Below are 14,708 nucleotides of genomic sequence, written 5' to 3'. Positions count from 1 at the left end.
TAGCGCCGGCATATGACGCCCGGAAATGACCAGATACCTTTCTTAAACAACCTTTGGTTATAAGCTGGTGACGGCAATTGACCCTAGAGTGGACCTCCGCCCCACGCCGCCTGCCTCCCATGACGCTGACCCAGCTGCGCTACCTGGTTGCCATCGCCGACGCCGAGCTGAACATCACGCTGGCCGCCTCGCGCGTGCACGCCACCCAGCCCGGTCTGTCCAAGCAGCTCAAGCAGCTGGAGGACGAGCTGGGTTTCCTGTTGTTCGTTCGCAAGGGCCGCAGCCTGGAGTCGGTCACCCCGGCCGGCACCGAGGTCATCGCCCGCGCTCGTGCGGTGCTGGCCGAGGCCAACAACATCCGCACCTACGCGGCCAACCAGCGCCGCGAGAGCCAGGGCCAGCTGATCCTGACCACCACCCACACCCAGGCGCGCTTCGTGTTGCCGCCGGCGGTGGCAGCGATCAAGCAGGCCTATCCCCAGGTGAGCGTGCATCTGCAGCAGGCCGGCGAAGCCGACGCGCTGGACCGCTTGAACCAGGGGGATGCCGATATTGCGATCATCAGCACCGCTGGCGGTGAGCCCACTGATGGCATCGCGGTGCCGCTGTTCCGCTGGCGGCGCCTGGTGGTGGTACCCAAGGGCCACCCGCTGGACCGCGCCGGCCGCGCCCCAGACCTGGCCGCGCTGGCCCGCCAGCCATTGATCAGCTACGAATCCTCGACCCGGCCGAATTCCTCGTTGCAGCGCGCCTTCGCTGCGAACGGCCTGGTGCCGGATCTGGCGCTGACCGCGCTCGATGCCGACCTGATCAAAACCTACGTGCGTACCGGTCTGGGCGTGGGCCTGCTGGCGGAGATGGCGGTCAGTTCCAACGACGAAGACCTGAGGTCGTGGCCGGCCCCGGAGCCGATCACTGAGTGCATTGCCTGGGCGGTGCTGCCTCGCGATCGCGTGCTGCGTGATTACGCGCTGGAGCTGGTGCACGTGCTGGCACCGCAGATCGATCCGCGTGATCTGCGCAGGGTGCTGGATGGCAACCAGGCGGCGGCGTGGCCGGTGCCACCGACGTGGGAGTCACTGACCCAGACCATCACGGTGTGAGGTGGGTCGAGCAGGGCGTGCAGCCCTGCACCCGCGGTAGTGCCGGCCGCTGGCCGGCAACCTCAGAAGCAACAGCAACAGCAACAGCAGAAGCTGGCATTGCGTGGGGTGGCGGGACGGTGTCGGAGTGCGGGGACGCCGCAAGTACGTCCCTGTAGGCTTGGCAGCCGCATCCATGCGGCTGACACCCCGCACTCCGACACCGCCCCACCTCTGACAGATTCCGGCGGCTGTTGGTAGGTGTCGACCTTGGTCGACACGGTAGATCCACGCCATGCGTGGATGCATTTCGATTCCAATTCGAAATATTCGATTCCGATGGAGATTCATCCACGCATGGCGTGGATCTACTGCAGATCGCAGAAATCTGTCGAAGGCGGGGTGGGTCCGGTTGCGGGGGCGTGAGCGCCATGGATGGCGCGACCGAGCCTCCATGGACGGATTTACGGCGTCCCCCGCAACTGGACCCACCCCGCCATCCCTCAGGAAACCAGCTTCTGCTGTTGCTTCGGCACCTGCCGTGGCCTCTGCGGGTGCAGGGCGCAGCCCTGCCGAAAAACCCCTCCTGCGACGGTTCGTCGCACGGGCAACCCTGGACCCGGCTCTACACTAGCGGGGTGACCCGCCTGTCCCGCCCGCAGCGCCTTCTGCTCCAGTTCGCCGTCCTGGCGACGCTGTTGATGGTGCTTGCGCCACTGGTCAGTCGCGCGCTGCAGGCGCAGCCGATGGAGCATGCCGCGATGGCAGGCATGGACCACGCCGCCATGGGCCATGACATGCACGACATGGCCATGGCCGGGCACGATCAGCACGGCGCCGCGCCGGCCGCGCCCAGCCGCCCGCCCGACCCCCACGCCATGCACGGCGAAGCCTGCGAATACTGCGTGCTGGCCATGCGCCTGCTGCCGTGGCTGGCGGTGCTGGTGCTGCTGTTGCCGCTGCTGTGGCGGCCGCGGCTGGTGTTCCCGTGGTCGCAGCAGGTGCTGCCGGCACTGCGTTGGCCGGCGCATGCCGCGCGCGGGCCACCGCGCTTCTCCTTCGTCCGCTGATATCCCTATCGAATCTGCCGCACGACGCCTGACCGGGCGCCGTGCGCGCGTGCGTACTTTGGAGCTGTTCCGATGAAAATGACTTCCCGCCCCGCGGGCGCCTGCGCGCGCCTGCCGGTTGCCCTTGGCCTGGCCGTGGCCGCGTCACTGGCCCACGCTGCGCCTGCCGAAGAGGCACGTACCCTCGACACGATGGTGGTCACCGCCGCCGCACCGTCGTCCCCGCTGCACTGGGTGACCGATCCGCGTCTGCCGCGGCAGCCGGTGCCGGCCAGCGACGGTGCCGATTACCTGAAGACCGTTCCCGGTTTTTCCGCCATCCGCAACGGCGGCACCAACGGTGACCCGGTGCTGCGCGGCATGTTCGGTTCGCGCCTGAACATCCTCAGCAACGATGGCAACCTGATCGGTGCCTGCCCGTCGCGCATGGACAATCCGCTGTCCTACATCGCGCCGGAGAGCTTCGACCGGCTGACCATCATCAAGGGCCCGCAGAGCGTGCGCTGGGGGGCGGGCGCGTCGGCCGGCACCGTGCGTTTCGAGCGCGATACGCCGCGCTTCGAGGAACCGGGCCTGCGTGCCGATGCCAGTGCGCTGGTCGGTTCGCGCAACCGCAACGACCAGGTGCTGGACCTGACCCTGGGCAACCCGACCGGCTACGTACGCGCCAGCGGCAACCGTTCCGAAGCCGATGACTACAAGGACGGCCACGGTGACGTGGTGCCGTCGAAGTGGCGCAAGTGGAACGGTGACGTAGCCATCGGCTGGACGCCGGATGCCGACACGCTGCTGGAAATTTCCGCCGGTGCCGGTGATGCGATCGCGCGTTACGCGGGCCGTGGCATGGACGGTGCCGCGTTCGAACGCACCAGCTACGCGGCGCGTTTCGAGAAGCGCAACCTGCCGGGGGCATGGGACACGTTGCAGGCCAACGTGTACTACAACAACGCCGACCATGTGATGGACAACTACACGCTGCGCACGCCGAACCCGAACAGCATGATGCCGATGCCTATGGCGTCGAACGTGGACCGCCGTACCCAGGGCGGCCGGGTCAGTTCCGAGTGGCGCTGGCAGGACGTGCAGCTGGTGGCGGGTGTGGATGGCGAAGACAGCCGCCATCGTGGGCGCATGGGCATGGGCCGCGACACCTACCGCCAGGCCGCCTGGGAAACCGATGCCAACTTCCGCCGCTATGGCGTGTTCACCGAGTTGACCCTCGGCGCCGGCACCGACCAGCGCTGGATCAGCGGCCTGCGCATCGACCGCGCCAGCGTCCGCGATGAGCGGCAGTCGGTGCGCGGGATGATGGGCAACCGGCCGAACCCGACCGCTGGCCTGCAGCGCAAGGAATGGCTTGGCAGCGGCTTCCTGCGCTACGAGCAGGACCTGGCCGATGGCCTGACCTGGTACGCCGGCCTCGGCCACAGTGAACGCATGCCCGACTACTGGGAGCTGTTCTCGCCCAACCACGGCCCGGCCGGTGCGGTGAACGCGTTCACCGGCGTGCAGCCCGAGCGCACCACCCAGCTTGATGTGGGCATGCAATACAAGGGGCCCCGTGTGCAGGCGTGGGTGTCGGCGTACGCCGGGCAGATCCAGGACTACATCCTGTTCACCTACCACGGCAGCGGCATGATGGGCATGAGCCAGGCCCGCAACGTCGATGCCCGCATTGCCGGTGCCGAGGCGGGCCTGGAAGTGAGCGTGGCCGAGCAGTGGAAGCTGGGCGGCACGCTGGCCTATGCCTGGGGCGAGAACCGCGACCAGCATCGCCCGCTGCCGCAGATGCCACCACTGGAAGCACGCCTGAGCGCGAACTGGGAAGGCCAGCGCTGGAGTGCCGGTGCGCTGCTGCGCGCGGTGACCCACCAGCATCGTGTCGCAAATGGCCAAGGCAATGTGGTCGCGCAGGACCTGGGGCCGAGTGCCGGCTTCGCCACCTTCGCGCTCAACGCTGCTTACCGCTTCAGTTCGCAGCTGCAGCTCAGCGCGGGCGTCGACAACCTGTTCGACCGTGCCTACAGCGAGCACCTGAATCTGGCCGGCAGCGCCGACTTCGGTTTTCCGGCTGACCCGGTGCGCATCAACGAGCCGGGCCGCAGCCTGTGGATGAAGGTGAACTACCGGTACTGATCCGCCGGGTGTAAAAAAAAACCGGGGCCGGATCCCCGCCAGGATCCGCCCCCGCCCGACGCCCTCTGCCGGGCAGCTTCGACTCTACGATGGCAACGCCTGCGGTGCACGGCTGGATACACCTCGACACATGCCGACACCGCTGCGGTCAGCCTTGCACGGAACGGGTTCACGGCGCTATCGCGACGCCGGTTCCACGCCAGTAAACGCTTGGCACATATCGCTTCTGTGGGCGCTTGCCTACACTCGGCGGCCGTGGATCACTCAGGACCGTTCATGTTGGCTCGCATCGCTTCGACCCTGGCCCTTGGCCTCAGCCTGGCCGTGCTGGCCGGGTGCGCGGGCAAACAGGAGGCCGCCGCCCGTCGGCAGGGAGAAGCGGTGCCGGTCACCGCGCAGGTCGTGCAGTCCACGCAGTGGAACGACACGCTGCAGGCACTGGGTACGGCCAAGGCGCGCGAATCGATCAGCGTCACCGCCAAGGTCAGCGAGATCGTCGAGAAGGTGCACTTCGAAAGCGGCCAGCATGTTGCCGCCGGTGCGCCGATCGTGACCCTGCGCGGGCAGGCCCAGGAGGCCGCGCTGGTGCAGGCGCAGGCCACCTTCCATGAGGCCGACCAGCTGTACAAGCGCCAGCGCGAGCTGGCCACGCAGCGGCTGGTGTCCAGCGCCACGCTGGATACGCAGAAGTCGATCCGCGATGCCGCCGAGGCGCGTGTGGCGCAGATGCAGTCGGACATCGGTGACCGCCGCGTGCGTGCACCGTTCGCCGGTGTGCTCGGCATCCGCCAGGTCAGCCCGGGCACGTTGCTGACGCCGACCACGGTGATCGCCACGCTCGACGACATCGAACACATGCACATCGATTTCCAGGTGCCGGAAGTGGAACTGGCCGCGCTCGGCGTCGGTGACAAGGTCAGTGCCACCAGCGTGGCGTGGCCAGGCCGTACCTTCGAGGGCGTGGTCAGCACCGTCGACGCACGCATCGATCCGGCTACCCGTGCGGTGACCGTACGGGCCGACTTCGCCAACGGCGACCATGCCCTGCGCCCGGGCATGCTGCTGGACGTGCGCCTGTTCCACCCCGAGCGCCCGGCGCTGGTGATTCCGGAAATCGCCGTGGTGCAGGTCGGTCGCGATACCTTCGTGTACCGCATCACCGCCGACGACAGCGTCGAGCGCGTGGATGTGGTCACCGGCGCGCGCCGTGCCGGCGTGGTCGAGATCAGGCAGGGCCTGGAAGCGGGCCAGCGCATCGTGGTCGATGGCACCGGCAAGCTGCGCCCGGGCCTGAAGGTCGCGGCCAAGGACGCGGCACCGGTCACGGGTGCGAAGCCGGCTGATGCACCGGCGCCGGTCGCGGCCGAGGGCCACGGCGGATGAAGCTGTCCGACATCTCCATCCAGCGGCCGGTGTTCGCCGTGGTGATGAGCCTGTTGCTGCTGGTGCTGGGCGTGATGTCCTTCACCCGCCTGACCCTGCGCGAACTGCCCGCCATCGATCCGCCGATCGTTTCGGTATCAGTGGATTACACCGGCGCTTCGGCCGCGGTCATCGAAAGCCGCATCACCCAGGTGCTGGAAGATGCGCTGGCCGGCATCGAAGGCATCGATACGATCAACGCGCGCAGCACCAACGGCCGCTCGCAGGTCAGCATCGAGTTCACCTCCAACCGCGATATCGAAGCGGCGGCCAACGATGTGCGCGATGCGGTCAGCCGCGTCGCCGACCGCATGCCGGAAGAGGCGCGGCCGCCGGAAATCGCCAAGGTCGAGAGCGATGCCGACCCGATCATCTGGTTCAACATGGTCTCCTCGACCATGGACACGCTGGAGCTGAGCGACTACGCCGACCGCTACGTGGTCGATCGTTTCTCCAGCCTCGACGGCGTGGCCCAGGTCCGCATCGGCGGCCGCCAGCGCTATGCGATGCGGATCTGGCTGGACCGTGACCAGCTGGCGGCGCGCGGACTGACCACCGGCGACGTGGAAACCGCGCTGCGCAACGAGAACGTGGAACTGCCGGCCGGCCGCATCGAGTCGACCGACCGCGATTTCACCCTGCGCGTGGAGCGCAACTACATCAAGCCCGAAGACTTCGCGACCATCCCGCTGGGCAAGGGTCGTGACGGTTACGTGGTGCGCATGGGCGATGTGGCGAAGATCGAGCTGGCCTCGGCCGAGCGCCGCGCGTACTACCGCAGCAACGGCGAGCCGGGCATCGGCCTGGGCATCGTCAAGACCTCCACCGCCAACTCGCTGGACGTGGCGCGTACTGCGCGCGCTGAAGCCGAACGGGTCGCGCTGACCCTGCCCAAGGGCACGCAGATCTTCGTTGCCTTCGACAACACCACCTTCATCGAAGCCGCGGTGGACCGCGTCTACGCCACGCTGGTGGAGGCGATGATCCTGGTGCTGGCAGTGATCTGGCTGTTCCTCGGCAGCTTCCGCGCTGCGTTGATTCCGGCGGTGACGGTGCCGGTCTGCCTGGTCGCGGCATTCATCGCGCTGTATGCGTTCGACTTCTCGATCAACCTGCTGACCCTGCTTGCCCTGGTGCTGTGCATCGGCCTGGTGGTGGACGATGCGATCGTGGTGGTGGAGAACGTGCAGCGCCGCATCGACCTGGGCGAACCCCCGCTGGTGGCGTCCAAGCGCGGTACTGCGCAGGTCGCCTTCGCGGTGATCGCCACCACCGCGGTGCTGGTGGCGGTGTTCCTGCCGGTCGGGTTCCTGGAAGGCAATACCGGGCGCCTGTTCCGCGAACTGGCAGTGGCGCTGGCGGCGGCGGTGGCGTTGTCCGCCTTTGTGGCGCTGACGCTGACGCCGATGATGGCCTCCAAATTGCTCAAGCCGCATACCGGGCAGGCACCGCGTGGCCTGCATGGCTTCATCAACCGCAACCTGGAACGCCTGGCCGGGGCCTATGGGCGGGTGCTCGACCACCACGTGGACCGCACCTGGATCTACCTGCTGGTGATGGTGGCCGCACTGGCCGCCAGCTGGGGCCTGCTCAAGCTGCTGCCGTCGGAACTGGCGCCGGCCGAAGACCGCGGTTCGTTCCAGATCATGATCGATGGCCCGGAAGGCGCCGGCTACGACTACACCGTGCAGCAGGTGCAGCAGGTGGAATCGATGCTGGCACCGCATGTTGGCCCGGACAAACCGATCGTGCGCGCCAATCCACGCGTGCCCGGTGGTTGGGGTGCCAGCGAGGAAATGCACACCGGCCGCGTCAGCATCTTCCTGCAGCCGTGGCGCCAGCGCAGCGAAGGCACGCCGGAAGTGGCCAACGAACTGCAGAAGGAACTGGACACCATCCGCGGCGTGCGCGTGCGTACGCAGGTGGGCGGTGGCCTGGTGCGCAGCGGCGGGCAGCCGTTCCAGATCGTGCTGGGCGGCCCGGAATATGCCGAGATCGCGCAGTGGCGCGACCGTATCCTGCTGCGCATGGCCGACAACCCCGGCCTGGTCGGCCCGGACTCGGATTACAAGGAAACGCGGCCGCAGATGCGGGTCAACATCGACCGCCAGCGTGCGGCCGACCTCGGCGTGCCGGTCACCGCGATCGGTTCGGCACTGGAAACCATGATGGGCTCGCGCCGCGTCACCACCTTCGTCGACAACGGCGAAGAGTACGACGTGCTGGTCCAGGCCGGTCGCGATGGCCGTGCCAGCCCGGCCGACCTTGCCGCGATCCGTGTGCGCGCCACCTCCGGCGAGCTGGTGCCGCTGTCCAACCTGGTCACGCTCAGCGAAGTGGCCGAGGCCGGCACCCTGAACCGCTTCAACCGCCTGCGCTCGATCACCATCAATGCCGGCCTTGCGCCGGGCTATCCGCTGGGCGAGGCGATTGCCTGGGCGCAGCAGGTCACGCGCGAAGAGCTGCCGCAGTACGCGCAGGTGAACTGGAAGGGCGAATCGCGCGAATACCAGAGTGCCGGCGGCGCGGTGCTGCTGACCTTCGCCATGGCGCTGCTGGTGGTGTACCTGGTGCTGGCCGCACAGTTCGAGAGCTTCATCCACCCGCTCACCATCATGCTGACCGTGCCGCTGGGCGTGCTCGGTGCGCTGGTCGGGTTGTGGGTGAGTGGCGGTACCGTGAACCTGTTCAGCCAGATCGGTATCGTCATGCTGGTCGGCCTGGCGGCGAAGAACGGCATCCTCATCGTCGAATTCGCCAACCAGCTGCGTGACGACGGAAGAACCGTGCGCGAGGCGATCATCGAATCGGCGATGGTGCGCCTGCGCCCGATCCTGATGACCTCGATCGCCACCGTGGTCGGTGCGGTCCCGCTGGTGGTGGCCGGTGGCCCCGGTTCGGCCAGCCGTGGCACCATCGGCATCGTGATCATCTTCGGTGTGACCCTCTCGACGTTCCTGTCGCTGTTCGTGGTGCCGGCGTTCTACGCGCGGCTGGCGCCCTACACCCGCTCGCCGGAAGCGGTGAAGCGTGAACTGGAGAAGCAGGAAGCGGAATCGCCGTCGGTGGGTGGTCATGCCTGATCCGACCACCGTGCTGCGAGGCGACGGCTTCCAACTGCGCCCCTGGCGCCCGGATGATCTGGAATCGCTGCTGCGCCATGCCAACGACGCCGAGGTATCGCGGGGCCTGCGCGATCGCTTCCCGTACCCGTACACGCGCGAGGATGGCGAGGCCTTCCTCGCCGGTCGCGTGCTGGCCCCTGGCACCCTGAACCTGGCCATCGAGATCGACGGCCAGGCCTGCGGCAGCGTCGGGGCCCAGCAGGGCAGTGCCGAGCGCGGGCACATGGCGGAACTGGGCTACTGGCTGGGCCAGGCCTACTGGGGCCAGGGGCTGATGACCCGGGTGGTCGGCCTGTTCGCACCCTGGGTGATGGACGAGCTGCGCCTGTTCAGGCTGCAGGCCGGGGTGGTCGATTTCAACCTCGGCTCGGCCCGGGTGCTGGAAAAGAACGGCTTCCAGGAAGAAGGCGTGGACCGCTGCGCGGTCTACAAGCGCGGCGTGCTGCACGACCTGCGCCGCTTCGCCCGGGTGCGCACGCAGCTGCCCTGAACACGCGGGCCGGCCGCGGTAGAGCCGAGGCCGTGCCCGGCCGCCGTCATCACCACCCCGAGCATGGGCTCGGCTCTACAACACAGCGCTACCGCAGCGGCCTTCGATCAGGGAGAATCGACCGGTCCCTTCCAGCCGACGGGACGTCCTTACAACCCGCCGACTGGAGAGAGCGCGCGTGGAAGCTACCGTACATTTCATCAACAGCATCATCTGGAGCAAGGCACTGATCTTCGTGTGCCTGGGCGCCGGCCTGTTCTTCAGCCTGCGCACGCGCTTCATGCAGATCCGCGGCTTCCTCGAGATGTGCCGCCTCACCGTCAAGGGTGAGAAATCCGACGCCGGTGTGTCGTCCTTCCAGGCCCTGGCCATGTCGATGGCCGGGCGCATGGGTATCGGCAACATCGCCGGCGTGGCCACCGCCATCTCCTTCGGCGGCCCCGGTGCGATCTTCTGGATGTGGGTGATGGGCTTCCTCGGCGCATCCACCTCGTACGTGGAATGTACGCTGGCACAGATCTACAAGACCAAGGACGCCGAAGGCCGTTACCGTGGTGGCCCGGCGTACTACATCGAAAAGGCCATGGGCCTGAAGTGGTACGCGCTGGCCTTCGCCATCGCCACGATCATTGCCGCCGGCTTCCTGATGCCCGGCGTGCAGGCCAATGCCATCGCCGACAGCATCATCAACGCCTGCCGTGGCACCGCACTGTGCGGCCCGCTCGATGGCCAGGCCTTCGGCATGGAGTCGGTGCAGGCGCTGAAGCTGGGCATCGGCATCGTGGTGGCGCTGCTGCTGGGCGTGGTGATCTTCGGTGGCGTCAAGCGCATCGCCAACTTCGCCGAAGTGGTGGTGCCGTTCATGGCGGCAGCCTTCATCCTGACCGCCATCGTCATCATGATCATCAACTACGATCGCGTGCCGGAGATGTTCGGCATCATCTTCAGCAGCGCCTTCGGCACCCACGCCGCGTTCGGCGCGATGATGGGCCTGGCGGTGGAGTGGGGCATCAAGCGCGGCATCTACGCCAACGAAGCCGGCCAGGGCTCGGGCCCACACGCGGCAGCCGCCTCGGAAGTCTCGCACCCGGCCAAGCAGGGCTACGTGCAGGCCTTCGCCATCTACTTCGACACCATGATGGTGTGCACCGCCACCGCGTTCCTGATCCTGGCCAGCGGCACCTACAACGTGTACTCGCCGGCAGGTGCCGGCGCCCCGCCGATCTTCCAGGGCCTGGCCGGCATTCCGGAAGGCGCGGGCTATGCCCAGGCGGGTGTGGAAGCCGTGCTGCCGGGCTGGGGCTCGGCGTTCGTGTCCATCGCCATCTTCTTCTTCGCCTTCACCACCATCATGGCGTACTACTACATGGCCGAGACCAATCTCAGCTATGTGAACCACAACAAGAAGCGTCCGCTGACCGTGCTGGTGCTGCGCCTGGGCATCATCGGCATGGTGGTGTTCGGCGCGTTCCATAATGCAACCCTGGCCTGGGCGCTGGGTGACATCGGCGTGGGCCTGATGGCCTGGCTGAACATCATTGCCATCCTCATCATCCAGAAGCCGGCCATGCTGGCCCTGCGTGATTACGAACGACAGAAGAAGCTCGGCCTCGATCCGATCTTCGATCCCGATGCCCTGGGCATCAAGAACGCCGATTTCTGGCGTCAACGCAAGCTGGAGTTGTCCCGTAGTGAATGATCCCTGGAAGAACGCCCGCCGTCCGTCGTCGCGACCGCCGCGGGCCACCCCGCTGCCACCGCGTGAGGGCGGCACCGCGCCACCGCCGGGGCGTGGCAATGACGAACTGCGCCTGTATGGCTGGAACGCCGTGCAGGCCCTGTTCGCCAAGCGCCCGCAGGCGCTGCGCAAGCTGTACCTGGTGGACGCGCTGATTCCGCGCATGCAGCCGGTGTTGAAGTGGTGCGTGGCCAACCGTGTGGGCTACCGCGTGGTGGAGGAGGGCGACCTCAACAAGCTGGCCGCTACCACGCACCACGAAGGCCTGGTGGCCGACGTGCTGCGCGCGCCTGTCGTACCGCTGGCGCAGTGGCTGGAGGATCTGGGCGAAGGCCCGGCGTTGGCGCTGTGGCTGGACGGTGTCGGCAATCCGCACAACTTCGGTGCGATCCTGCGCTCGGCCGCGCACTTCGGCGTCAAGGCGCTGCTGCTGCCGGCTGGCAGCACGCTGGCGCTGTCCGGTGCCGCTGCGCGCGTGGCCGAAGGTGGTGCGGAGTCGGTGCCGCTGGTGCAGTTGCCGGAGACCGCCCAGGCGATGGCGCAGCTGCGTGCGGCCGGCTTCGGGCTGGCTGCGACCCTCGTTGATGGTGGCGACGACGTGTTCCGTGCGTCGCTGCCGGAACGGTTGGTGTACGTGATGGGCGCCGAAGGCGAGGGCATGGACCGCGGCCTGGCCAGTCAGTGTGACCAGCAGCTGTCGATTCCCGGCAGCGGCGCGGTGGAAAGCCTGAACGTGGCCTCGGCCACGGCCGTGTTGCTGGCGCAGTGGGCGAGCCGCCGCCACGGCTGATCCCGTCGTGCTGATGCTGTGTTGATCTCCTGACCCGGCCCTCGCGGCCGGGTTTTCTTTTGCGCGGCGCAAGAGCGCAAACAATGCACGCGCAGCAAACTGGGTCATCTGCGTCAGCTTACGTTGCTTCAAACACGCTTGATGGGTACGCAAGCGATTTTAGTATTTGTCTCATTGCTGGGCCGTTTCCCGCGCCGCACGGTGGAGTTCCTTCCAACGTCGTACAGGAGTGGTTCCATGCATCGAATCCAACGCCGCACACGTCGCACTTGCCTGGTGCTGGCACTCGCTGCGCTTGCCGCACCATCGCTACAGGCCGCGGAACGCAGTCTGGATGGCGTCAATTTCACGGGACCGCTGATCACTCCCAATCCCGCCGGCCTGCCGCAGGGCAACTGGTACATCGAGCCCTATCTGGTGCGGGTCGACAGCCGCGACCACTACGACAACAACGGTGATCGTCGCCGCAGTGCCGAGCACAGTGGCGCCTGGGCCACGGTGGTGCCGATCATCTATGGTTTCAGTGACCGGGTGATGGGCCAGGTCAATCTCAGCGCCTCGCGCTCCGAATCCGGCAGTGCGCGCAGCAGCGGCTTCCGCGCCGGTGACACCACCGCGCGCCTGCAGTACCTGCTGCAGGCGCCGAATGCCGATGGCACCCGGCCGGCCATCTCGGTCGCGCTTGTGCAGCGCTTCAGTACCGGCAGCCACGATCGCATCACCGGCAATCCGTTGGATGCGCAGGGTGACGGCGTGCAGCGCACCACCGCAGCGCTGGGCGTGCAGCAGGTGGTGTGGCTGGGCAATGACCGCCCCGTGCGCTGGCGCGCACAGCTCAGCGCCGGGCCGGCACCGTCGCGCACTGCCATTTCCGGCACCAGCGTGTACGGCACCGATGACAGCTTCCAGGGGCACATTTCGCGCGGCTCGGTACTGGGCCTGTCGGTAGGCGCCGAGTACAGCTTCAATTCGCGCTGGGTGGGGGTGATGGAAATGGCCGCCAGCCGTGAGACCGGCCAGCGTCTGAGCGGCTTCGCACGCAACGGCAGTGGTGCGATCGAGCGGATTGAAGAGCACCGTCCGGCCAGCCGCAACGTCAGCCTGGCGCCGGCGGTGGAGTATCACTTCAGCCCGTCGCTGGGCCTGATCGCCGGCGTCGAATTCACCGTGGCCGGGCGCAACACCGGCCGCATCATCAGCCCCCAGGTCGCCCTGGGCATGTTCTTCTGAGGGGCTGCCGATGAACATCGAATCCATCGTCAACACCATCCTCGGCATCGTCTGGAGCCCGTACCTGGTGGTGCTCTGCCTGCTCGCCGGCCTGTACTTCAGCGTGCGCACCCGCTTCATCCAGTTGCGCGCGCTGCCGGAGATGCTGCGCCTGATGTTCCGGCACGAGCGCTCCGAAGCCGGTGTGTCACCGTTCCAGGCCCTGTCGCTGTCGTTGTCCAGCCGCGTCGGCGTCGGCAACATCGCCGGCGTTGCCATGGCCATCGCCTTTGGTGGCCCGGGCGCGATCTTCTGGATGTGGATCGTCGCCTTCCTCGGCGCCTCCAGCGCCTTCATCGAATCCACGCTGGCACAGATCTACAAGGACCGCGATGCCAAGGGCCAGTACCGCGGTGGCCCCGCGTACTACATCGAAAAAGGCCTGGGCCAGCGCTGGTATGCAGTGCTGTTTGCGCTGGTCACCGTGCTGGCCGGTGCGATGCTGGCCGGTACCCAGTCCAATGCGATCACCAGCGCGGTGAACGAAGCCTGGGACGTGCCGGTGATGACCACCACGGCGGTTCTGCTGGTGGTGCTGGGCGCGATCCTGATCGGCGGTGTGCGCCGCATCGCGCGGGTTGCCGAGTGGGTGGTGCCGTTGATGGCCGTGGCGTATCTGCTGGTGGCGGCACTGGTGATGGTGCTCAATGCAGAGAAAGTGCCGGAGGTGATCATGCTGGTGCTGCGCAGTGCATTCGGTATGGATGCAGCGTTCGGTGCAATGATCGGCACCGCCATCCAGTGGGGCGTGCGCCGTGGCGTGTTGTCCAACGAGGCCGGCATGGGCAGCGGTGCGCATCCAGCTGCCGCCGCCGAAGTCACCCATCCGGTCAAGCAGGGCCTGGTGCAGTCATTCTCGGTCTACATCGACACGATGGTGGTGTGCAGTGCTACCGCGTTCCTGATCCTGTCCACCGGCCTGTACAACGTCTACGACCCGGCAGTGAACGGCATTCCGGATGAGGCGCGCCTGCTGCTGGGCAATCTGCCTGGCGTCGAGGCCGGGCCGCGCTTCGTGCAGCACGCGGTGGAGTCCGCGCTGCCGGGCTTCGGCCGTTCGTTCGTGGCGCTGGCGATCCTGCCGTTCGCGTTCACCACCATTCTGGCGCTGTACTACATGGCCGAGACCAATATCAGCTACCTGTGCCGTGATCGTCCCGCGCCGTGGGTGATGGGCGGGTTCCAGCTGCTGTTCCTGGCCGCGACCGGCTACTCAGCGGTGAACAGTGCAACGATCGCGTGGTCGCTGGGCGACATCGGCGTCGGCCTGATGAGCTGGCTGAACATCATCGCCATCCTGCTGCTGCAGAAGCCAGCGCTGGCGGCGCTGCGCGACTACGAACAGCATCGCCAGGCGGGCAAGGATCCGCTGTTCAACCCGAAGCTGCTGGGTGTGCGCAACACCAGCGTGTGGGAGGGCTGACAGGATCGGGGCAGATCCCTCGCCACGGCGAGGGCTCTGACCCACGCCATCGCCCGGTGGGTGCGCCATTACTCGGTGGATGCGCCCTTACCCGGTGGGTGCGCCCTTACCCGGTGGGTGCGCCCTTACCCGGTGGGTGCGAACCTTGGTTCGCACCGCTCTC

Annotated in this window: 10 protein-coding genes; all 10 read left to right on the top strand. The window is 67.3% G+C overall.

The window, feature by feature from the left end:
- Positions 1-119: 119 nt before the first annotated feature.
- The 10 genes from ACZK45_RS17310 to ACZK45_RS17265 all read left to right on the top strand — a co-directional run bounded on the left by ACZK45_RS17310 (position 120) and on the right by ACZK45_RS17265 (position 14,545).
- Positions 120-1,103 (top strand): LysR family transcriptional regulator, encoded by a 984-nt coding sequence (locus ACZK45_RS17310; RefSeq protein WP_043403003.1) that lies wholly within the window; start codon positions 120-122, stop codon positions 1,101-1,103.
- Between the two features lie 617 nt (positions 1,104-1,720).
- Complete coding sequence (locus ACZK45_RS17305; RefSeq protein ID WP_478444994.1) at positions 1,721-2,152, top strand: DUF2946 domain-containing protein; 432 nt, start codon at positions 1,721-1,723, stop codon at positions 2,150-2,152.
- A 72-nt stretch (positions 2,153-2,224) separates the two neighbouring features.
- Entirely contained in the window at positions 2,225-4,288 is a 2,064-nt protein-coding gene (locus tag ACZK45_RS17300; RefSeq protein WP_253144038.1) for a TonB-dependent copper receptor, read from the top strand.
- 276 nt (positions 4,289-4,564) lie between these two features.
- Complete coding sequence (locus ACZK45_RS17295) at positions 4,565-5,671, top strand: efflux RND transporter periplasmic adaptor subunit (protein WP_253144035.1); 1,107 nt, start codon at positions 4,565-4,567, stop codon at positions 5,669-5,671.
- A complete protein-coding gene (locus ACZK45_RS17290; protein WP_346484921.1) occupies positions 5,668-8,793 on the top strand; it encodes an efflux RND transporter permease subunit in 3,126 nt (1,041 codons plus the stop codon). Before ACZK45_RS17295 ends, ACZK45_RS17290 begins: the two co-directional genes overlap by 4 nt.
- A complete protein-coding gene (locus ACZK45_RS17285; protein ID WP_107432154.1) occupies positions 8,786-9,325 on the top strand; it encodes a GNAT family N-acetyltransferase in 540 nt (179 codons plus the stop codon). Before ACZK45_RS17290 ends, ACZK45_RS17285 begins: the two co-directional genes overlap by 8 nt.
- A gap of 178 nt (positions 9,326-9,503) precedes the next feature.
- Positions 9,504-11,024, top strand: coding sequence for an alanine/glycine:cation symporter family protein (locus ACZK45_RS17280; RefSeq protein WP_478444993.1), 1,521 nt, complete (start codon positions 9,504-9,506; stop codon positions 11,022-11,024).
- On the top strand, positions 11,017-11,853 hold the full coding sequence (locus ACZK45_RS17275; protein ID WP_478444992.1) for a TrmH family RNA methyltransferase: 837 nt from the start codon (positions 11,017-11,019) through the stop codon (positions 11,851-11,853). The genes ACZK45_RS17280 and ACZK45_RS17275 overlap by 8 nt, the downstream gene beginning before the upstream one ends.
- Positions 11,854-12,090: 237 nt before the next feature.
- The gene (locus tag ACZK45_RS17270) at positions 12,091-13,083 is read left to right on the top strand and encodes a hypothetical protein (protein ID WP_125892714.1); all 993 of its coding nucleotides are present in this window, start codon (positions 12,091-12,093) and stop codon (positions 13,081-13,083) included.
- 10 nt (positions 13,084-13,093) lie between these two features.
- Positions 13,094-14,545: an alanine/glycine:cation symporter family protein gene (locus tag ACZK45_RS17265; RefSeq protein WP_478444991.1), complete on the top strand. Its 1,452-nt coding sequence runs from the start codon at positions 13,094-13,096 to the stop codon at positions 14,543-14,545.
- Positions 14,546-14,708 lie beyond the last annotated feature (163 nt).

Source organism: Stenotrophomonas sp. 63632_Sma (assembly GCF_056482875.1).
The sequence above is the reverse complement of the archived record's forward strand: the minus strand, read 5'-3'. Positions and strand labels throughout refer to the sequence as shown.